We start from the raw sequence: 20672 nt of genomic DNA, 5'->3' as shown, positions 1-20672 counted from the left end.
GGTTGTCGGAGACTACGACGTTGATAGGTCAGGTGTGTAAGTGCTGTGAGGCATTGAGCTAACTGATACTAATTGCCCGTGAGGCTTAACCATACAACACCCAAGGGGTTTTGATGGACTCGAAGCAAGAACAGAATTGAATGTGTAGAGAACACAGAAACAGCTTTCCGAATTAAAGAATTTGCTTGGCGACCATAGCGTTTTGGACCCACCTGACTCCATTCCGAACTCAGAAGTGAAACGAAATAGCGCCGATGGTAGTGTGGGGTTTCCCCATGTGAGAGTAGGACATCGCCAGGCTTTAAATTTAGACTTAGGTCTAACCAGTGCGGAGCGGTAGTTCAGTTGGTTAGAATACCGGCCTGTCACGCCGGGGGTCGCGGGTTCGAGTCCCGTCCGCTCCGCCACTTATTCGAGAGTCGTCTCATTAAACACGAACTACAGGGGTGTAGCTCCAATTGGCAGAGCAGCGGATTCCAAATCCGCGTGTTGGGAGTTCGAATCTCTCCACCCCTGCCATATTTAAAGCCTCAGTCGAAAGACTGGGGCTTTTTTACGTTTGTAAAATGGCAAAATTTATTCTTTGTGAACTCAAGTTCCCAAATAGGCGATTCTAGGCGCGTAGCTAATGGTAGCTAATGGTAGCTAAGTCTGAACTGCCCTAATCTCTTATCTACTTTCCCTATATAAAGAACAGCAGATTTCCAGCGGGATTGATATCTAGCCGCTAGTGATCCCTTGTCGTTGAATGTCACTGATTGGAATCTCAAGCTCTTGTTGATATTTATTAGCGTTTTTTTGGGTATTTTTAAGAACGCGTCTAGTTGTTGTTGGGATGATTAGCGTTGTTGTTCCTGTTATCATCTTAGGACAATACAAATATAGGATTAACCTTATGCCACATCTACGATTTCGCGCTGTAGAACCTCAAGCGGTACAAGCTTTGTCAAAGCCACTGACTGACGAGCTCCAGCCACTAATGAATAGTCCACGAGAAGATTTTACTTTTGAGTACATCTACACAACTTTCTTTAGTGAGGGCGAGGTAAGTCCTGCTTATCCTTTTGTTGAAGTTTTGTGGTTTGATCGAGGACAAGAGACCCAAGACAAGGTGGCGAAAGTAATTACACAACAAGTTCGTGGTGTAGTCGGTGAAGATATTGATGTAGCAGTCATTTTTTCTGCACTATCGCCAAATGCCTACTATGATAATGGTGAACATTACTAAAGGGGATGTATGATGCGGCTGAGTCTTTCTTTTTATTTCAGTTTATTTGTCTCAGCTCCTCTTTATGCTACGCCATGGGAGCAAGTTAGTGCTCCCACTCATAATATGTCCTCTTCTATTGGTAGTTACGCGAACGGCTGCTTAGATGGGGCCTCCCCCCTGCCTTTAGAAGGTACAGGTTATCAAGTGTTACGTAGTCGAACGAATCGCTACTATGGGCACCCTAACACTATAGATTTTGTTGAAAGCCTAGCTTTAAAGGCGAATCAAAAGTTAAAAACTACTTTACTAATTGGCGACCTTTCTTTACCTCGTGGCGGCCGTTTTTCATCTGGTCATTCAAGCCATCAAACGGGGCTGGATATTGATATCTGGTTGCGTTTAGCTGACTCTCCTCTCTCCTATAACGAACTTCAATTGCCGAAACCGATGAGTGTGGTTGATCTGCAAGACTACTCGATATTAAATCATCGATGGGATAAGAGGCATTTTGAACTCATCCGTTATGCTGCTAAGAGCGATGAGGTGGCTCGTATCTTTGTTCACCCTGTTATCAAGGAGCAACTGTGTGCTCAGGAAGGGGGAAAAGATCGTTCTTGGCTACGTAAAGTTCGTCCTTGGTGGGGACATCATTATCATTTTCATGTGCGCTTATCATGCCCTGACTCAGGCTCTAATTGTGTCGATCAAGCACCTCCTCCTTCTGGTGATGGGTGCGGTTCGGAGTTAGCGAGTTGGAAGCCAAAAGCAGTTGTCCCAGCGAAGCCCCAGCCAGAAAAAGTAGCGGCTAAACCTAAAAAGAAAAAAGCGATTCCACCACAATGTCAGCCACTTATCGTCAGTAAATAACGTCTTATCTTTGTTCTTGTTTCGGCTCAGGTATCTCTTTTATGAAACTGGAGAAACATCATACTTTTGTCTACAGTGAATAATACCAATACAAAAACTAACCCAACTCGTTTGGGTGGCATATTATAGAAATCTTAAATAAACAACGGGTTGTATGTATTGTTGAGTGGTAACGACTCTGTTTTGAAAGATCTTTCGTCACGATACTCTGATTTCTGAACAATATGTCTGTCGGTTGGTAAGTAAAATAGGCAACGCAGACAAGGTATTGAGGCGGGGTTGTGGAGTGACCTGCCGTAGAATGAATCAAGGACAAAACCATGACTATGATTTGTGCAAAAGAATTTGCAGAGTGGTTAAGACATAGATTTAGCAGTGATCCCAAGGGAGTTTTATTGACTCGTGAAGATGTTAATCACCTGACGGGACGTCAGCGTCTCGATCCGGGATTTGTTAATGATGTGCATTACGAGCTAATGCAATATGGAATGGCTTTCGTTACAGATACGAGCAGGGAAAACTTCTATTTAATTCCTGTATCTCAAGCTGAAAATTGGCGTGAAAGACTCGAGTATCACTTTGAGAAAGAGTTGTTTTGCAATATCTATCCAATCGAAAAATCAGGATAAAAAAAGGTTCAACTTTGTTCGCAAAGTTGAACCTCATTTTATTTAGGCGAGTCCCTGAATCACCACAAACTTTTCAAGCAATTGCTCTTCTGTCTCAATGTGGTTTGGATCAGTAATAATACATTTTGTTATTGGACAAACTGACTGACAGGTAGGCTTTTCGTAATGACCTTTGCACTCAGTACATAAGTTAGGGTCGATTTCGAAGATGCTGTCTCCCATGCTGATCGCGCCATTCGGGCATTCCGGATCACACATGTCGCAGTTAATGCATTTGTCAGTGATGAGTAACGCCATGATTACTTACCAGTAGGGTTACGAGTGTCCTGGCCTGCGTTTAGATTGCGCATCAACAGACCGTATTCTAGGTCCATGTCTTCAGGAACAGGAATGAATACGAAGTGGCCGTTACCTTTTGCGTCTTCAATTGACTCTGATTTGCGGTTTTCCATCGCTTCTAGAGTGAAAACAACGTTACCTTTTGGTGTCATTAACTCCAGGCTGTCACCTACAACGAATTTGTTTTTCACTTCAACTTCTGCCATGTCGCCACGACGTTTACCTGTGAACTCACCAACAAATTGTTGTGCGTCAGAGACTGAGTAACCGTAGTCGTAGTTTTGGTAAGTATCGTGTGTATGACGACGTAGGAAACCTTCTGTGTAACCACGGTGAGCTAGGCTTTCTAGTGTACCCATTAGGCTTTCATCGAATGGTTTACCTGCAACTGCGTCGTCGATCGCTTTACGGTAAACTTGCGCTGTACGTGCGCAGTAGTAGAACGACTTAGTGCGGCCTTCGATTTTTAGTGAGTGAACACCCATCTTAGTTAGACGCTCTACGTGCTGAACCGCGCGTAGGTCTTTTGAGTTCATGATGTAAGTGCCGTGTTCATCTTCGTAAGCAGCCATTTTTTCTTCTGGACGATGCGCTTCAGAAAGCAGAACCACTTCATCCGTTGGTTTACCACGACCGATAGTGGTTTCAGGGCGCTCGTCTTGAACTTCAACAGGCTGTGCTTCAGTTGGGTCAAACTTCTCAACGATGTCGCCAGCGTCGTTTTCTTTGCCTTCTTCAACTTTGTATTCCCAACGACATGCGTTAGTACATGTACCTTGGTTAGGGTCACGCTTGTTAATGTAACCAGAAAGTAGGCAACGACCAGAGTAAGCCATACATAGTGCACCGTGAACGAATACTTCTAGTTCAGTTTCAGGGCAATGCTCACGAATTTCTTCGATTTCTTCTAGAGAAAGCTCGCGAGAAACGATTACACGTTCAACGCCATTCGCTGCCCAGAACTTAACGGTTGCCCAGTTTACAGCGTTTGCTTGTACAGAAAGGTGAATTGGCATTTCTGGGAAAGCTTCACGAACCATCATGATTAGACCAGGATCTGACATGATCAACGCGTCAGGGCCCATCTCAACGACTGGTTTAAGGTCACGAATGAAGGTTTTTAGCTTCGAGTTATGTGGTTGGATGTTGCATACCACGTAAAGCTTTTTGCCTAGGGCATGTGCTTCATCGATACCGATTTTTAGGTTCTCGTGGTTAAACTCGTTGTTACGTACGCGTAGGCTGTAGCGAGGTTGGCCAGCGTAAACTGCATCTGCGCCGTAGGCGAATGCGTAACGCATATTTTTCAGGCTGCCCGCTGGAGACAGTAGCTCAGGTACGAATGCTTTCTCAGTTGTCATTGCTCAATTCTCTTTTATCTGATCACAAGTCAGGCCAATTCCACCTTATGGAAATGGGGCGCAAATTTTACGTCAAAATGTGAACTGTGACTAGGAGAATTGTGCTTTAGATGAACAAACGCCCTACAAAAAGTGAGGGCGTATTTATTAAAAAGTAGGGTTATCTTATGCGTTAGGGTTAGGCAGGCCGCCTAGCGCTTCATATAGATTTGGTAGGAAAGAGCTGAATTCACCGCACATTAGTGAGAAGTCAGCATCAAAGCGAGCCGCTTGATCTTCACGTGGGATATCGTCGTTTTGATCTTTCAACTCATCTGAGAATTTTAGACGTTTGATGCCGGAATCTTCAGCCATGATGAACTCGATTCGGTCTTGCCAGTTAAGTGCAAGTTTCGTCACGACTTTGTCAGCTGCGATGTGATTGCGGATTTCATCTGTGGTCAGCTCTTGCTTCTTACAGCGAATCACGCCACCTTCTTCAAGTACCGATTTTAACTCAGCTTCGTCCATCATGGTGATGCCTTGCGGCGTGTTACCTGTTTTAACCCACTCAGTTAGCGTGGTTTCAATTGCTACTTCTGGAATCGCAGGAACAACAGGTAAGCTACCCATGGTTTTACGCAGTAGCGCTAATACGTCTTCTGCTTTTTTGTAGCTGCTTGCATCGACAAGGATGAAGCCTTCTTTTGGCATAATCAACACGTGAGTGTGGCTGCTGCGGCTAAAGGCACGAGGCAGTAAGTCCATCACGATGTCATCTTTTAAGTTATCTTTCTCTTTCTTCTTCAGAGGGCGACCTTCTTGCGCTTCCATAGCGTCTACTTTTGCATTCAAAGACTCTTTTATCACAGAAGCAGGCAGCATTTTCTCTTCTTTTTTTGCACAGATCAGAATGCGGTTTTCTGACACGTGCGTCATCATGTCGCCATGTCGACCCATAGCACTAACCCAACCAAACTTTTGTTTATCTTGGCTACCACAAGGGGTGAATCGAAACTCAGCGAGTTGAGTTTCTAGTTGATCGGCGTTGAAGTTAACCTCGCGGTTAACGCGATATACCAGACAGTTTTTAAACCACATAAATCTTCTCTAGGCTTGATGACAAGGGAGTAATCATAGGGAATTTTTGAGCTGATGTCTTAATAGAAATGAAAAATATCAGGATGAACCCCAAAAGAAAGTTATATGAAAATTTGTTTTCAAAGGTCACAAAAGTGTCATAATTGGTAGTGATAATGCTTATGCATCGAGGGGCGCTTTGTCTCTTAAATTCATTAGCTCAACAAACATAAGGTTACTCAATTATGTCTAGAAGGATTCTGGTTGTTGAAGACGAAGCTCCAATTCGTGAAATGCTTTGCTTCGTGCTTGAACAAAAAGGTTACCAGGCGGTAGAGGCGGAAGATTACGATACTGCTGTAACCAAACTGGCTGAACCCTTCCCTGATTTAGTATTACTGGATTGGATGTTACCTGGCGGTAGTGGCATTAACTTTATCAAACACATGAAACGTGAAGAGCTTACACGCAACATTCCTGTTGTGATGCTGACTGCTCGCGGTGAAGAAGAAGATAAAGTTCGCGGTTTAGAGGTTGGTGCAGATGACTACATTACCAAACCGTTTTCTCCTAAAGAGTTAGTTGCTCGCCTTAAAGCGGTTATTCGCCGTGTTACGCCGACCGCATTAGAAGATGTGATTGATGTTCAAGGTCTCAAACTCGATCCTGTTTCTCACCGTGTTACTGCGAATGATGAAGCGGTTGATATGGGGCCTACCGAGTTCAAGATGCTGCACTTCTTTATGACCCATCAAGAGCGTGTTTACAGCCGTGAGCAGCTGCTAAATAACGTGTGGGGCACCAATGTTTATGTTGAAGACCGTACTGTTGACGTTCATATCCGTCGTCTTCGTAAAGCACTGGAAGCTGCCGGTCACGACAAACTGATTCAAACCGTTCGTGGCGCTGGTTACCGCTTCTCAACAAAGGCTTAGATTTTTACGCAGCTTATCAATGCCATTTCTGGAGTAATGAGTGGTTGAAAGATTAACGTGGAAAAAGCTGGCCTGGGAGCTGGCTTTTTTTTACACCCCTTGGGTGATAGTGGGGTGGATATTCGGTTATATGCCGTGGTTGCTTTTGGCTGCCACGGCTTTACAGCTTGTGTGGCATTTGCATAACCAAGTGCGCTTGTCTTCTTGGTTATGGGATGAAAAACGCCTGACTCCGCCGTCTGGCAGTGGTAACTGGGAGTCTCTCTTTAACGGTCTCTATCGTTTGCAACAGCGTCAACGTCGTAAACGCAAAGAGCTCACCAATCTGATCCGTCGCTTTAGAAACGGTGCCGAATCATTGCCTGATGCCGTCGTAGTATTTCGCGCGGAAGGCAACATTGTTTGGTGTAACCGATTAGCTCAACACCTGTTAGGCTTCCATTGGCCAGAAGATTCCGGTCAACCTATCTCGAACCTGATTCGAACTCCAGATTTCATAAAGTACCTCAATAAAAAAGATTTCTCCGAACCGCTAGAAATGCGCTCGCCGTTGAATGTCGAACGTATGTTAGAACTGCGTATCGTGCCTTACACGGAAGGTGAACACCTGATGGTGGTGCGTGACGTGAGCCAACTTAAGCAACTCGAAGGAATGCGTCGTAACTTCTTCGCCAACGTTTCTCATGAGCTACGCACTCCGATGACCGTACTACAAGGTTATCTGGAGATGACGGAAGACCCAGACATGATCGTCGGCCCGATGTGGACTAAAGCGCATGGGGTGATGACGGAGCAGCTTAACCGCATGAACAGCTTAGTGAATCAACTTCTTACCTTATCTAAGATTGAAGCCGCGCCGATGCATGAGTTGGAAGATGTCGTTAATGTGCCAGCAATGCTTGAAGTCTTAGAGAAAGAAGCGATCAGCTTAAGTGGTGATGACCAACATAAACTCAAGTTTGATGTCGATACCAGCCTTCGTGTGCTTGGAGATGATGACCAATTGCGCAGCGCGATCTCCAACCTTGTTTACAACGCAGTGAAGTACACTCCTCCGGGAGCCAATATTCATGTTCGTTGGTATCAAACCGCACAAGGTGCGTGCCTTGAAGTTGAAGACAGTGGTGATGGTATTGAGCCACAACACTTGCATCGACTGACTGAGCGTTTCTACCGAGTTGATAAAGCACGTTCACGCGATACGGGTGGCAGTGGTTTAGGGTTGGCAATTGTGAAACATGCGCTGAGCCATCATGACTCACACCTGGAAATTCAAAGTGAAGTCGGTGTAGGAAGCAAGTTCTCGTTCGTACTTCCAAGTCGTTTGGTGGTGAAATAATGGGACGTCGAGTCAGTAAAGCTATCGCTTGTATCGCGCTTATTTGTTCGAGTATGGCGGTTGCTCAAGATAAGCCATTACCGAACTACCATAAAACCACTGGCATTGTTGGTAACTTGCTTTCGGTAGGCTCAGACACTTTGGCGGGGATGACCACACTTTGGGTGGAAGAGTTTAAATCCATTTACCCGAACATCAACGCGCAAGTTCAAGCTTCAGGCTCGTCAACGGCGCCACCTGCTTTAACAGAGCAAACGGCGCAGTTTGGCCCAATGAGCCGCCCGATGCGTTTGAAAGAAATCGAGGCGTTCGAGCGACAGCATGGTTACAAACCTACAGCGTTGCGCGTTGCTATTGATGCTATTGGTATTTTTGTGCATCAAGACAATCCCATTCAAGGTTTGAACTTTAATCAATTGGACGCCATGTTTTCCGCTACGTTGCGTTGTGGAGAAAGTCAGTTCATCACTAACTGGCAGCAACTAGGTTTAAAAGCCGAATGGGCAAAGCGCAACTTGCAGTTGTTTGGGCGTAACTCTGTGTCCGGGACGTATGGTTACTTCAAAAGCAATGCGCTGTGTGGCGGTGACTTCAAAACTCGAGTGAATGAACAACCGGGCTCGGCTTCTGTGGTGCAATCTGTGGCATCGACCATCAGCGGAGTTGGTTATTCTGGCGTTGGTTATCGAGTGGCTGGCGTAAGGTTGGTTCCCATCGCTAAAAAGGGGGTTAACTATGTTAGCCCGACTCGTACAAATATTGTCTCAGGTAAGTACCCACTATCACGCTACCTTTATGTATACGTGAACAAGCATCCTGATTACCCGTTGTCTCCAATAGAAGCCGAGTTTATTCGTTTTATGTTCTCTGCTCAGGGACAAGCGTTAGTCGAAAAAGATGGCTATGTGCCGATCACTGCAGATTTCGCTGCGGAAGAGTTAAAAAAAGTCGGCCTTTAAGCCGACTTTTTTCATTGTACCGAAAACTAAAAAGTGAGTGTCCACTTCGCACTTGCCCATCTATCTTGTTCTTCCAGTAAATCTGCATGCAGCAACTTATTATTATCTAACCATGCTTCATCGGTACAAGCGAGCATCCATTCATCGCCTTTGATCGATAAAGTGATGTCAGGTAGTGGGTCGTCGTTGCGTTGCCCATTAAGAACTATGGACAGACGAAGAATCTTAATCAGGCTTAACACATCACTTTGTTTGTAGAGGTTGAACTCTGGCAACTCATTGAGCCTTAGCGCTTTGCGTTGAAAGCGTGCAAGCGTCGCCAAGACGAGTTGTTGCTCACGGTTAAAACCTTGCAGGGTTGAATGCAGAAGAATATAAAACGAGTGACGATGGAAGCTGCGTAGGTTGATGCTTAGCCCAACTTCATGCAGCAGAGCGGCCCATTCTAATAAATCAAACAGTTCGCTTTTCTTTTTAATCCCAAGCTCAGAATGTACTTGTTCAAGCATCTCGCGTGCGTGACCTTTTACGCGTGCAGCGTGCTCGAGATCCACACGATGTTTTTGTGCTAGGTTTTCCGTGGTACGCATGCGAATGTCAGAGCGAGCAAACCGCTCTTCCATTTCATATAGTAAGCCTTCTCTCAATGCTCCATCAGAGAAAAACATCTGGTCGATTTTTAGTGCCTGAAAAATCGCAGCCAAAATCGCCACACCAGCGGCAAATACCGGTTTACGTTCATCGGTCAGGCCAGCCAACTGAATATCATCAATTGACGCGAACTCGTTTAAAGTATCAATGAGCTTACTCAGACGCTTTGCTGTAATTAAACCGTCTTCAAAGCCCAGCCCAATCAATACCTCTTGAATCGCTTTGATGGTGCCTGATGAGCCGAGTGCAATATCCCAACCTTTCTTGCGGTATTTGGTCGCGATGGACTCTAACTTTTGTTCGGCAGCGAGCATGGCTTTGCTGAAGTTTTTGCTCGATAACTTGCCATTTTTGAAGTACTGCTGTGTAAAGCTGACGCAGCCCATCTGTTTGCTATTAAGTAGTTCTGGCTCGAACTCTTGTCCGATGATCATCTCGGTGCTGCCACCGCCAATATCGACCACCAGTTTAGAATTAGATTCCACTTGAGTGTGTGCGACACCCAAGTAAATTAGGCGCGCTTCTTCCTCTCCCGGAATAATCTCTATCGGGAACGGCATGACTGCTTTTGCACGTTGGATAAACAAATGCGCGTTTTTCGCTCTTCTTAGCGTGTGTGTAGCAGCGATGCGCACATTGGATTCCTCAAAGCCTTGCAGCCTCTCTGCGAACATCGCAAGACACTCCAACGCTCGCTCCATGGAGGCGTGACTTAAATTCAATTCACTGTCTAGGCCAGAGGCTAAACGAACCCTCTGTTTATGGCGACTGATGAGCTGTAGGTCGCTGCCGACCACCTTCGCAACCACCATGTGGAAGCTATTAGAGCCGAGATCGATCGCGGCAATATAGCGTTCATCTTGTTCAAGTATCTGAGACATCTGACTTTTGTCTTCTCGTTTGCTTTTCTATATTTTTAAGATAGTCGTAGATGGCAACTTGTGAGCGAACTTTTTTACGGTTTCCGCGCGGTACATAGCTATTGCTCATCTCTTTGTCTATCAAACGTGCCTTTACTGTATCGGTAAAGTGGATGTTAGTTATATCAATAATTCTCTGTTTCAAACGTGGATCACGAACAGGAGCGGCAACTTCGATACGATGATCGATGTTTCGTGTCATCCAATCGGCAGATGAAATGTAGACTTGAGGATCCCCATCATTGTGCGTGATCACTACGCGTGGGTGTTCCAAAAAGCGATCAACGATACTGATGATTCGAATGTTTTCGCTGACGCCTTCAATTCCAGGCACCAACGCGCACATGCCGCGGATGATCATGTTGATCTTTACCCCCGCGTTGCTTGCTGCGTAAAGACGGGTGACGATGCCTTTATCGACGAGGTTGTTGACCTTTATGGTTAATCCTGCCTTTTTGCCCGCCTTTGCATTGGCGATTTCACTGTCAATCAGGCGGTAAATTTGGGTGCGCGAATTACGCGGAGAAACCATCAAGTGATTGAACTTCACTGGGCGATAAGGGTTCTCAATGTATCCAAACACGTTGCGCACTTCATTGGTGATTTCTTGGTCTGCGGTGAGCAGCGAAAAGTCGGTATAGATTCGAGCGGTTTTTTCGTGGAAGTTGCCCGTGCCAATGTGCGCGTAGCGAATAATATCGTCACCTTCACGGCGACTGATCATCAATAACTTTGAGTGAATCTTTAAACCGGGCGCACCAAAGATGACGTGCACGCCAGCTTCAGTCAGAACTTTTGACCATTCAATATTTGCTTCTTCATCAAATCGCGCCTGCAACTCAACGACTACAGTAACGTTTTTGCCGTTATGCACTGCATCAATCAAAGAGTTCATCAAGCGAGAGTCTTTGGCTACGCGGTAGATATTAATTTTGATGCTGAGCACTTTCGGGTCAAAGGATGCCTGGCGAACCAATTCACCAATATGGTCAAAGGTGTGATAAGGGTAGTAGAGCAGAATGTCTTTGGCTTTGATGGCTTCGAAACTGTTGGCGTAACCTTCAAAGTCTGCACACTTCATTGGTGGCATAGGTTTGTTTTCGAGGTATTCTCGCCCGACGTTTGGAAAAGCGATGAAATCTTTGAAGTTGTGGTAGCGCCCACCTGGAATTAGGTTGTCGTAATTGGAAATTCTTAGTTTGCTGCACAAGAAGTCGAGCATCTCTTGCGGCATTTCACGCTCATACACAAAGCGTACTGGCATGGCGGTTAAACGTTGGTTTACGCCTGCTGACATTTGCTCTAGCAAGCTGTATTCGATTTCATTACGCAAGTCGTACTCTGCATCACGCGTCATTTTCATCGCGTAGCCAGCGAGCTCATCATAGTCGAAAAAGCCTTTAAAAAGCTCGTCTAAACAGTATCGGATGATGTTATCAAGCAGGATGATGGTCTTACGGCGTTTGCCTTTTTGCTCTGGCACCATCACGAAGCGTGGCAGGTGGTCGGTTGGAATTTCGATGAGAGCGTATTGAGAGTGGTCTTCTTTGCGCAGTTCGACGGCGATGTAAGCGTATTCGTCTTTGAGGAATTGCAGCACGTCGATTTCATCTTTCATCAACAAAGGCGTGATATGTGGCATGACTTCTTTGCGGAAGTATTTGGTGATCCACTTTTCCTGCGCTTCATCGAGTTGATGCTCATTGACCAAGAAAATGCGACGCCGTGCCATTTCTCTAATTAATTCACTGTAAAGTTCGTCGAATTGTTCGTTAAGCTTAAGGGCTTTGGCTTGCATCTTACTCAACAGACGCTTGGAGTTGTCACTCCCTCCTCGCTCTTGGTTGATCAAAATACGACGTTTCACATCAGCGAAGCGCACTTTGTAGAATTCGTCGAGGTTGTTGGAAAAGATCCCAAGAAAACGAATACGCTCGATCAACGGAACGGTTTTGTCGGCCGCTTCTTGTAACACTCGTTCATTGAAAGATAACCAACTAAGCTCTTTTTCTATATATAGTTTTTCTGCGCTCATAACCTTACCTAGCCTAAAGTGAAGTAATCGTACTGATCATGGGGATAAACAGACGAGTGAAAACATTATGAGATTTTTGTTACAGATATATTTCATACCACGCATTGCATAAGAGTTGTATTCTTTTCAGGTGTTTAATGTGATCTGTAATATAATTGTCATCTTAACGACATATTCTAGTACTAAGTCAAAAAAGGTAGAGAGATAAATGGCCCAAGCCGAGTTTTCATTGCAGGAAAAAGATAAGAAACGGCTGATTAAAGATCGTTTAGTTCGACTTGCAGTGACATCTGGTGGAGTGGGTGTGCTCGCTGCCCTTATTCTGATCTTCGTCTACCTTGCGATGGTGATCATTCCTCTGTTTTCTGATGCAGAGATCAAACCTAATCACGCGACTCGAACCACGCAAGTGGGCATGCCTCTGGCCATTTCTGTCGATGACTATTCACAACTTGCTTTCGTTTTAACGCAAAGTGGTGAGATTCAATATTTATCGATGGACGCACCTGACAAGCCCGCCATTTATACTCAACAGTTAGCTACTAATCCGGTATCTTTTTCTCAATCGGCTCCTGGCCTTGGTTGGTATGGATTAGTGGATGATCAAGGTCTAGCTCATATCTTCAAGCCAGAATTCAACGCGACGTTGAGAGAAAATACTCGCCCGCCAGAAGTGGTGGCGCTGTCGACGGATATGAATTTGACGCTCACCGACGCGCAAGATCCTGTGACTCAATTTGTCTTCAATGCGTCAACACAAACTCCAACTATTGTTTGGCAGACTCGCAGCGGGAAAGTCAAAGCGCGTTGGCAAGAAAAGTCTGCGCTAGGCGTCGCTCCAACCACGATAGATTTTTCCTTTTCTGCGGGCTTTGACGCTCCCCAACAGATGCTCTTAACACCGGATGGTGAAACGCTTTATTTGCGTGATGGTTCGGAGTTAATTGTTCTGACCAAAGCTGCTCAAAAGTTTACGGTGCGCGAAGTTATCGATCTTACTCAAGGGGATAAAAAGCATTCTGTAAGAACGATTGATTTGCTTGCGGGCGCATATTCCCTGTTGGTGACGCACAATGATGGTCGCGTTTCGCAATGGTTTGATACTTTGCAAAATGATAAGCGAACCTTAACTCATATTCGTGACTTCAAATTAGCGTCTGAACTTAAATACTTATTGCCAGATTCACACCGCAAAGGATTCTACAGTTTCTACACCAATGGTACGCTTCAGAGTCATTACACGACCAGTGAAAAACTGGTGTTGTTTAAGCGAGCTTATAAAGAAGCCCCTGCGATGGCGGCAATGTCGAACAATGAACGCTATCTGATTACTTGGAATGATGACTCGTTAAAGGTGGCAGAGGTCGATAACTCTTACCCTGAAGTCTCGCTTTCTTCACTGTGGCAGAAAGTGTGGTACGAAGGCTATCCAGAGCCTGAATTTGTATGGCAATCTACATCGGCCAGTGACAACTTTGAAGCCAAATTTAGCTTGGTGCCGATTGCGTTCGGCACGATAAAAGCGGCTATGTTTGCGATGCTGTTTTCAGTGCCTTTGGCGGTGCTAGGCGCTATTTATACGGCGTATTTTATGTCGCCACGCATGCGTCGAGTGGTTAAGCCGTCCATTGAATTGATGGAAGCACTGCCGACCGTCATCATCGGTTTCCTTGCAGGATTATGGTTTGCTCCGATAGTCGAAGATCATCTGATTACGGTCGTGGTGATGTTGTTTGTGTTGCCATTGAGCACCATGGTCATGGGGGGCTTGTGGGCTCTGATACCTCAATCTCTGCGTAATCGTCTACCTAATGGATGGCATGCGCTGGTTCTTATGCCAGTGATTTTACTGTTGATTGGTATCGGAGTTTGGATTTCTCCAAGTATTGAACAAACCTTCTTTGGTGGCGACATGCGCTTGTTTTTGACCAATCACGGGATTGGTTTTGATCAGCGTAATTCCTTGGTGGTTGGCCTTGCGATGGGCTTTGCAGTGATTCCTACCATTTTTACCATTGCGGAAGATGCCATTTTCTCTGTACCGAAGCACTTGTCTGATGGATCGTTAGCGCTTGGGGCGACCCCTTGGCAAACCTTGATTTACGTCGTGCTCCTTACGGCCAGCCCAGGTATTTTCTCCGCCATCATGATGGGGCTTGGGCGCGCGGTTGGTGAGACGATGATTGTCTTGATGGCGACTGGTAACACGCCTTTGATGGACTGGAACATTTTAGAAGGACTTCGCAGCTTATCGGCAACCATTGCGGTGGAGTTGCCAGAGTCAGAGGTTGGCAGTTCGCATTATCGTTTGTTGTTCCTCGCTGCGTTGATTTTGTTTGTCTTCACCTTTGCTGTGAACGCGCTGGCAGAGTTGGTACGTCAAAGATTGAGAGATAAATACCGTGCGTTGTAGTTTAGAACAGGAAAAAGAGCGAGTTACTGAATGTTAAATTGGATTCGTTCTGGCGCACCGTGGATATGGCTAACAGGCGGTGCGGTCAGCATCAGTTTGTTATCGGTGTTAGGGTTATTGCTCCTCATTGGTTGGAAAGGATTAACCTATTTCTGGCCTGCGCCATTGTATCAATGGAACGTAACGTCGTTGACGCCGGTGCAAGGTGAAGTGCTGCATGAAAACACCATTTTGATTGGCCAAATTTACGAGCGCAGCTTTGTTCCGAGAAGCTATCTTCCAGTGGATGCCGTCAAGAAGTTAGACGAAGATGAGGATTTCGCGACTCGATTGAACATCAAAATTGCGAATCGCGAGTTATATCCGGCCGATTTTATTTCCGTATTGCAGCTGCAGCTGGATGAGCCAATCACACCCAAAGAGTGGGCGGTGATTGAGCGCAGCAGCGGCGGATACTTTTTTGGTAAGCTGGTGGCGTTTCAAGATGGCGATAAGCTCTATCAAACTGATATCCAAACGGTGTTGAACAAAAAGCTTGATGACGCAGAAACGCTGCGCCACGAGATTGATTCTTTGGTCGTCGACCAACTGAAAGACCTGGGTTGGAAGCTTGAGCAATTGCGTTTAGACAAGCGCAAACATGAGCTCAACAACACCGTAACGGACGATTTTTTAGCGCAGAACTTGCAACAAAAAGAGCAAGTGGAACAAGAGCTGGCGAAGTTGGACTTACAACTGGATGGCTTGCGTTTACAGCTTTCTGGCTACGCACTAATTGTTGAGGACATGACGGGTTCTCATGTTTCGATTCCCCTTGAAGACATTTTGGACTACTGGTACCCAAACCAAATGTCGTTACCTGACAAAGTGATGCATTGGGGTAAACAGGTCTGGAAATTCTTATCCGAAGATCCAAGAGAATCGAACTCTGAGGGCGGCGTTTTTCCTGCAATATTCGGAACCGTTTTCTTGGTGCTTATCATGTCGATTATCGTGATGCCGCTTGGGGTGGTTGCTGCGATTTACTTGCATGAATACGCGAAGAACAACGCATTTACGCGAATTATTCGAATTGCGGTCATCAACTTGGCGGGGGTTCCTTCGATCGTGTATGGCGTGTTCGGGTTGGGGTTCTTTGTCTATACCATCGGCGCATCCATCGATAACGTGTTTTATGCCGAGCGATTACCAGCGCCAACTTTCGGTACGCCGGGTTTGTTGTGGTCGGCTTTGACGTTAGCAGTATTAACACTGCCCGTGGTTATTGTTACGACAGAGGAAGGCTTAACACGTATTCCGAGCTCAGTACGCCACGGCTCTTTGGCGCTTGGCGCGACGCAATTTGAAACGTTGTGGCGCGTGGTATTACCAATGGCAACGCCTGCGATTATCACCGGTTTGATTCTGGCGATTGCGCGTGCCGCAGGGGAAGTCGCGCCACTAATGCTAGTGGGGGTTGTGAAACTGGCGTCCAGTTTGCCTGTTGATGGTCAGTTCCCTTACGTGCATTTGGACAGAAAGTTCATGCACTTAGGTTTTCATATTTACGACGTTGGATTTCAAACCTCCAACATTGAAGCGGCGCGCCCGCTGGTGTATGCCACTTCCTTCTTACTCGTTACCGTGATTGTCGGACTAAACTTAACAGCAATCAGCATTCGCAATAATTTACGAGAAAAATACAGAACGTTAGGACAAGATTAAGTATGTTTAATTTCGATAATACATTAGGTTATGAGCCACCACTGGACGTCCATAACTTAACGGATGAACAAACGGCGATCTCGATAGAGAACCTTAATCTTTTCTACGGTCAAGCGCAGGCATTACACGATATTTCGATGCGTATCCCAAAAGGGCGAGTGACAGCATTTATCGGCCCGTCTGGTTGTGGTAAATCGACATTGTTGCGCTGTATCAATCGTATGAACGACTTGGTGGAAGGATGTAAAGTCACCGGAAAAGTTCGTTTGCACGGTAAGAACGTCTATCACCCGAATGTCGATGTAGCAACGCTTAGGCGTCGCGTTGGAATGGTTTTTCAGCGTCCCAACCCATTTCCTAAGTCGATTTATGAGAATGTGGTTTATGGCTTACGCTTACAAGGTGTCAAGAACAGTCGCACATTAGATGATGCGGTTGAGCGTTCACTTCGCTCTGCTGCGTTGTGGGATGAAGTGAAAGATAGATTGCACGAAAACGCATTTGGACTTTCGGGTGGTCAGCAGCAACGTTTGGTTATTGCACGTGCGGTAGCAATTGAACCAGAAGTGCTGTTATTGGATGAGCCAACATCGGCACTGGATCCAATATCAACTTTAACTATTGAAGAACTTATCAACGAGCTTAAGACTCAATATACTGTCGTGATCGTTACCCACAACATGCAGCAAGCTGCGCGAGTGAGTGACCACACCGCATTCATTCACATGGGTAAGTTGATTGAATACTCCGACGCAGACTCAATCTTCACATCGCCAATGAAGAAACAGACAGAAGACTACATTACTGGTCGATACGGCTAAGGCTCGATCAAACACGGAATAAGGAAAATCATGCACTTTGGACGTCATATTTCAGGACAATTTAACGTAGAGCTAGAATCGATTCGTACTCATGTGTTAACCATGGGTGGCTTGGTGGAACAGCAGCTTTCGTATGCTATTCAAGCCTTGCATAAAGAAGACATTGAGCTCGCGCGAAAGGTTGTGCGTGACGATCATAAAGTGAATGCAATGGAAGTATCGATTGATGACGCGTGTACTCGCATCATCGCCAAACGTCAGCCGACTGCGAAAGATTTGCGCCTGATTATGGCGATCATCAAGACCATTACTGATCTTGAACGCATTGGGGATGTCGCGACACGCATTGCTTATGTCGCTATCGAAAGCCCGTCATCGAAAGAACGCCAATTCCAAGTTTCATTAGAACCTCTCTGCCGTCAGGCGATTCAAATGTTGCATCAGGTTTTGGATGCATTCGCTCGTATGGATGTTGAAGCCGCCGCAGAGGTTCACAAACTCGATGATAAGCTGGATGCCGAATACGAAGCGGTGATCCGTCAGCTCATGACTTACATGATGGAAGACCCAAAAAATATTCCGCATATTCTTCAGGTGATGTGGTCTGCTCGCGCTATTGAACGAGTAGGGGATCGTTGCCAAAACATTTGTGAATACATTATTTACTTTGTGAAAGGTAAGGACGTTCGTCACCTTGGTGATCAAAGCATTGATGATGTGTTGAAGTAACGCTTCATATAAATGAAAAAGACCAGCGAACGCTGGTCTTTTGGATCTTAGAAGCCGAGATCAGTACTTATCTGGTACAAACGTTTGATCGTCTATTGGTGCTCTGACGTAGCCCTCTTTATTGATCTCTGGTAACTCAATTGGTGGGTACTCTAGCGCTTTATATTCAATTTGACTGAGTAGATGACTAATGCAATTTAAGCGCGCTTTTTGTTTTGAATCTGAAGGTACAACCCACCAAGGACAGTTTTTGGTGTCGGTGTAAGCGAACATCTTGTCTTTTGCTTCAGAATACTCAGCCCAGCGGTGTCGAGATTCTAGATCCATCGGGCTGAACTTCCAGCGCTTTATCGGCGTGTTGATGCGCCCTAAGAAGCGTTTTTCCTGCTCCTCGTCGGAGACCGAAAACCAGTACTTGAGCAAAATAATGCCTGAGCGTTGCAGCATTCTCTCGAATTCAGGGCAAGAGCGTAGAAATTCTTCATATTCATCTGGCGTACAAAAGCCCATGACTTTTTCGACGCCAGCTCGGTTATACCAACTGCGGTCAAACAAGACGATTTCACCGGCGGATGGCAGGTGCGCGACATAACGTTGAAAGTACCATTGTGTCTTTTCTTTTTCAGTCGGTGCGGGCAATGCCACTACGCGGCAAACTCGGTGATTTAACTTTTCCGTAATTCTCTTAATTACGCCGCCTTTGCCTGCGGCATCACGGCCTTCAAACAGAACGACGACTTTTAGTCCTTTGTGTTTAACCCATTCTTGCAGCTTTACCAATTCGACCTGCAGCTTTTTAAGCTCTTGTTCGTATTCCTTTTTCTTTAGCTTAGACATTATTCGTTCCTCACTCCTTGATGCTCAATATGTTAGCACTCAACGTAGAAAGTGGGGATTTCGATTGTGTTATTTGAGAGCTGCTGCGACGTTGGCGATGGCTTGAGTACTGGTAATAGGAATCGCAAAATCATCGACATCTGAAGCGCCCATTTTGCTTTGTTCAGCAATAAAGGTCATTTGGCTAGGGCGTGTGGTCTTGCCTGAAAGATGGACTTCTTGCACGTTCGTGTTTTTGACTAAATGACGGACGTTGTTTGCATTCACTCCCGCCCCGGCCATGATCGCAATGCGCCCTTGGGCTTGTTCCACAAGAGATTTAAGTACGCTCTCGCCTGCTGGTGCAGATGGAGCGAGGCCTGAAGTCAGAATACGTTCGCAACCTAAATGGATGATATCTTCCAACGCTTGTTCTGCATTGCGACATTGATCAAACGCACGATGAAACGTGATGCCAAGACCCAGTGCTTGTGCAAACTCGCACAATGCGGTGGCAAACGGCATGTGGATATCACCTTCTTGGGTCAGTACGCCTAGCACCACTCCATCTAAACCAGATTGATGGGCGGCTTCGATGTCCCAACGCATCATGTCTAGCTCCTCTTCGTTATAGAAAAAGTCGCCTTGGCGTGGACGAATCATGGCATACACTGGAACAGAAGATTGTTTGGCCGCTTGCTGCATAAAACCGTAGCTTGGCGTTAAGCCACCCAATGCGAGAGATGAGCAAAGCTCAATACGAGTTGCGCCACCAGCAATGGCGTAATGAAGAGATTCAATATTATCAATACAGACTTCTAGATGAGTAACCACTTTGATTCATCCTACTAACGTTACAGTAAGTGTTATGGCTAAGATATTAGCAGGGCCAACAGGCAGAATCTGTATGATGTCGATGGGAAATAGAGGTAAAGTTTTCGCCTAGGTGTTACCTCATTTGAGCACATTTATTGAAGATAAAAGAAAGCCCAGAGCATATACTCTGGGCTTCGATAGGACTTTACTTAGACTGATTGGCGTTTGCGGTTTTCCCGCTATAGCTTTTTGCTTTATATATACATCCAACCATCACACCCGTTGAGCTTGGGTGAAGGTCTATTATTTTTTGCCTAGGTCAGCTGCGTGCTCAGATAGGAACGCTGCAACACCTTTTGGAGATGCGTCCATACCTGCTTTGCCTTCTTCCCATTGTGCAGGACATACTTCACCGTGCTTCTGGTGGAAGTTTAGAGCATCAACCATACGTAGCATTTCGTCGATGTTACGGCCTAGAGGTAGGTCGTTAACTACTTGGTGACGTACAACGCCTTCTTCGTCGATTAGGAAAGAACCACGGAAAGCAACGCCTGCTTCTGGGTGCTCAACGTCGTAAGCTTTACAGATTTCATGCTTAACGTCAGCAACTAGTGGGTACTTAACTTGACCGATACCGCCATCTTCGATAGCAGTGTTACGCCATGCGTTGTGAGAGAACTGAGAGTCGATAGAAACACCGATAACTTCAACACCTTTAGCTTGGAAATCAGCTAGACGGTTGTCGAATGCAATTAGCTCAGATGGGCAAACGAAAGTGAAATCTAGTGGGTAGAAGAAAACTACTGCTTTCTTACCTTTAGTGAACTCTGCAAAGTTGAAGTTTTCAACGATTTCACCGTTACCTAGAACAGCTGCTGCAGTAAAATCAGGGGCTTGACGACCTACTAGTACCATTTTTTTGCTCCTAAAAAGTATGGTTAGTTCCAAACCGAATACAGTAATGTCGGTTTGGTCCGTGTTTGTTCGAGACAAACTATAGTACAGATTGTAGTATTGAAAAAAGCGAAATAAATAGATTGAGTTAATCGAAAAAAGCGATAACAACAAA

Annotated in this window: 18 protein-coding genes, 2 tRNA genes and 2 rRNA genes; 14 read left to right on the top strand and 8 right to left on the bottom strand. The window is 45.6% G+C overall.

The features are described from left to right. From NL646_RS17605 to NL646_RS17575, 7 genes are all read left to right on the top strand, one after another. Positions 1–93, top strand: a 23S ribosomal RNA gene (locus tag NL646_RS17605); the annotation flags it as partial. A 91-nt stretch (positions 94–184) separates the two neighbouring features. Continuing rightward, positions 185–300 (top strand): 5S ribosomal RNA (gene rrf, locus NL646_RS17600). A gap of 30 nt (positions 301–330) precedes the next feature. Further along, positions 331–407 (top strand) — tRNA-Asp (locus NL646_RS17595). A 35-nt stretch (positions 408–442) separates the two neighbouring features. Next, positions 443–519: transfer RNA gene (locus NL646_RS17590), tRNA-Trp, on the top strand. A 376-nt stretch (positions 520–895) separates the two neighbouring features. After that, entirely contained in the window at positions 896–1228 is a 333-nt protein-coding gene (locus NL646_RS17585; protein ID WP_005483015.1) for a DUF1904 domain-containing protein, read from the top strand. A 12-nt stretch (positions 1229–1240) separates the two neighbouring features. Continuing rightward, positions 1241–2077, top strand: coding sequence for a penicillin-insensitive murein endopeptidase (gene mepA, locus NL646_RS17580; RefSeq protein WP_253664493.1), 837 nt, complete (start codon positions 1241–1243; stop codon positions 2075–2077). Between the two features lie 320 nt (positions 2078–2397). Beyond that, entirely contained in the window at positions 2398–2706 is a 309-nt protein-coding gene (locus tag NL646_RS17575; RefSeq protein WP_005496359.1) for a hypothetical protein, read from the top strand. A 42-nt stretch (positions 2707–2748) separates the two neighbouring features. Here NL646_RS17575 and NL646_RS17570 read toward each other — a convergent pair whose 3' ends face one another. From NL646_RS17570 to rdgC, 3 genes are all read right to left on the bottom strand, one after another. Further along, positions 2749–3003 carry a YfhL family 4Fe-4S dicluster ferredoxin gene (locus NL646_RS17570; protein ID WP_005460170.1) on the bottom strand — a complete coding sequence of 85 codons (255 nt, stop codon included), beginning with the start codon at positions 3001–3003 and terminating at the stop codon, positions 2749–2751. Positions 3004–3005: 2 nt separating this feature from the next. Then, on the bottom strand, positions 3006–4406 hold the full coding sequence (yegQ, locus tag NL646_RS17565) for a tRNA 5-hydroxyuridine modification protein YegQ (protein WP_005496358.1): 1401 nt from the start codon (positions 4404–4406) through the stop codon (positions 3006–3008). A 165-nt stretch (positions 4407–4571) separates the two neighbouring features. Then, positions 4572–5486: a recombination-associated protein RdgC gene (gene rdgC / locus NL646_RS17560; protein ID WP_025570594.1), complete on the bottom strand. Its 915-nt coding sequence runs from the start codon at positions 5484–5486 to the stop codon at positions 4572–4574. Positions 5487–5710: 224 nt separating this feature from the next. Between rdgC and phoB the strand changes: the two genes are divergently transcribed. From phoB to NL646_RS17545, 3 genes are read left to right on the top strand one after another with little or no spacing between them, the layout of a single operon-like run. Then, a complete protein-coding gene (gene phoB, locus NL646_RS17555; RefSeq protein WP_005460184.1) occupies positions 5711–6400 on the top strand; it encodes a phosphate regulon transcriptional regulator PhoB in 690 nt (229 codons plus the stop codon). Between the two features lie 40 nt (positions 6401–6440). After that, complete coding sequence (gene phoR, locus NL646_RS17550) at positions 6441–7739, top strand: phosphate regulon sensor histidine kinase PhoR (protein WP_005460158.1); 1299 nt, start codon at positions 6441–6443, stop codon at positions 7737–7739. Beyond that, positions 7739–8698, top strand: coding sequence for a PstS family phosphate ABC transporter substrate-binding protein (locus tag NL646_RS17545; RefSeq protein WP_025516870.1), 960 nt, complete (start codon positions 7739–7741; stop codon positions 8696–8698). Before phoR ends, NL646_RS17545 begins: the two co-directional genes overlap by 1 nt. 26 nt (positions 8699–8724) lie before the next feature. Here NL646_RS17545 and ppx read toward each other — a convergent pair whose 3' ends face one another. Together ppx and ppk1 are read right to left on the bottom strand one after the other, a co-directional pair. Next, positions 8725–10230 (bottom strand): exopolyphosphatase, encoded by a 1506-nt coding sequence (gene ppx / locus NL646_RS17540; RefSeq protein ID WP_021454003.1) that lies wholly within the window; start codon positions 10228–10230, stop codon positions 8725–8727. Next, entirely contained in the window at positions 10214–12304 is a 2091-nt protein-coding gene (ppk1, locus tag NL646_RS17535; RefSeq protein ID WP_029822120.1) for a polyphosphate kinase 1, read from the bottom strand. Before ppk1 ends, ppx begins: the two co-directional genes overlap by 17 nt. A 208-nt stretch (positions 12305–12512) precedes the next feature. Here ppk1 and NL646_RS17530 point away from each other — a divergent pair, with 208 nt between their 5' ends. Genes NL646_RS17530 through phoU form a run of 4 tightly spaced genes read left to right on the top strand, consistent with a single transcriptional unit; the run spans position 12513 to position 17971 of the window. Beyond that, a complete protein-coding gene (locus NL646_RS17530) occupies positions 12513–14717 on the top strand; it encodes an ABC transporter permease subunit (RefSeq protein ID WP_025629149.1) in 2205 nt (734 codons plus the stop codon). A gap of 30 nt (positions 14718–14747) precedes the next feature. Further along, positions 14748–16421 carry a phosphate ABC transporter permease PstA gene (gene pstA, locus NL646_RS17525; RefSeq protein ID WP_031848445.1) on the top strand — a complete coding sequence of 558 codons (1674 nt, stop codon included), beginning with the start codon at positions 14748–14750 and terminating at the stop codon, positions 16419–16421. Positions 16422–16423: 2 nt separating this feature from the next. Then, the gene (gene pstB, locus NL646_RS17520; RefSeq protein ID WP_005460191.1) at positions 16424–17242 is read left to right on the top strand and encodes a phosphate ABC transporter ATP-binding protein PstB; all 819 of its coding nucleotides are present in this window, start codon (positions 16424–16426) and stop codon (positions 17240–17242) included. Between the two features lie 30 nt (positions 17243–17272). Beyond that, positions 17273–17971, top strand: coding sequence for a phosphate signaling complex protein PhoU (gene phoU / locus NL646_RS17515; RefSeq protein ID WP_005440349.1), 699 nt, complete (start codon positions 17273–17275; stop codon positions 17969–17971). Positions 17972–18031: 60 nt separating this feature from the next. Here phoU and ppk2 read toward each other — a convergent pair whose 3' ends face one another. The 3 genes from ppk2 to NL646_RS17500 all read right to left on the bottom strand — a co-directional run bounded on the left by ppk2 (position 18032) and on the right by NL646_RS17500 (position 20518). Continuing rightward, positions 18032–18808, bottom strand: coding sequence for a polyphosphate kinase 2 (gene ppk2 / locus NL646_RS17510; protein ID WP_005460167.1), 777 nt, complete (start codon positions 18806–18808; stop codon positions 18032–18034). 69 nt (positions 18809–18877) lie between these two features. Then, a complete protein-coding gene (locus NL646_RS17505; protein WP_253664489.1) occupies positions 18878–19621 on the bottom strand; it encodes a copper homeostasis protein CutC in 744 nt (247 codons plus the stop codon). Between the two features lie 285 nt (positions 19622–19906). Beyond that, positions 19907–20518 (bottom strand): peroxiredoxin C, encoded by a 612-nt coding sequence (locus tag NL646_RS17500; protein WP_005381738.1) that lies wholly within the window; start codon positions 20516–20518, stop codon positions 19907–19909. Positions 20519–20672: the final 154 nt, after the last annotated feature.

The sequence above is a fragment of the Vibrio sp. Y20_XG_PY13 genome, assembly GCF_024181925.1.
Taxonomy (GTDB): domain Bacteria; phylum Pseudomonadota; class Gammaproteobacteria; order Enterobacterales; family Vibrionaceae; genus Vibrio; species Vibrio parahaemolyticus.
Note: the sequence above shows the minus strand (reverse complement) of the source record. Positions and strands in the feature narration are given on the sequence as shown.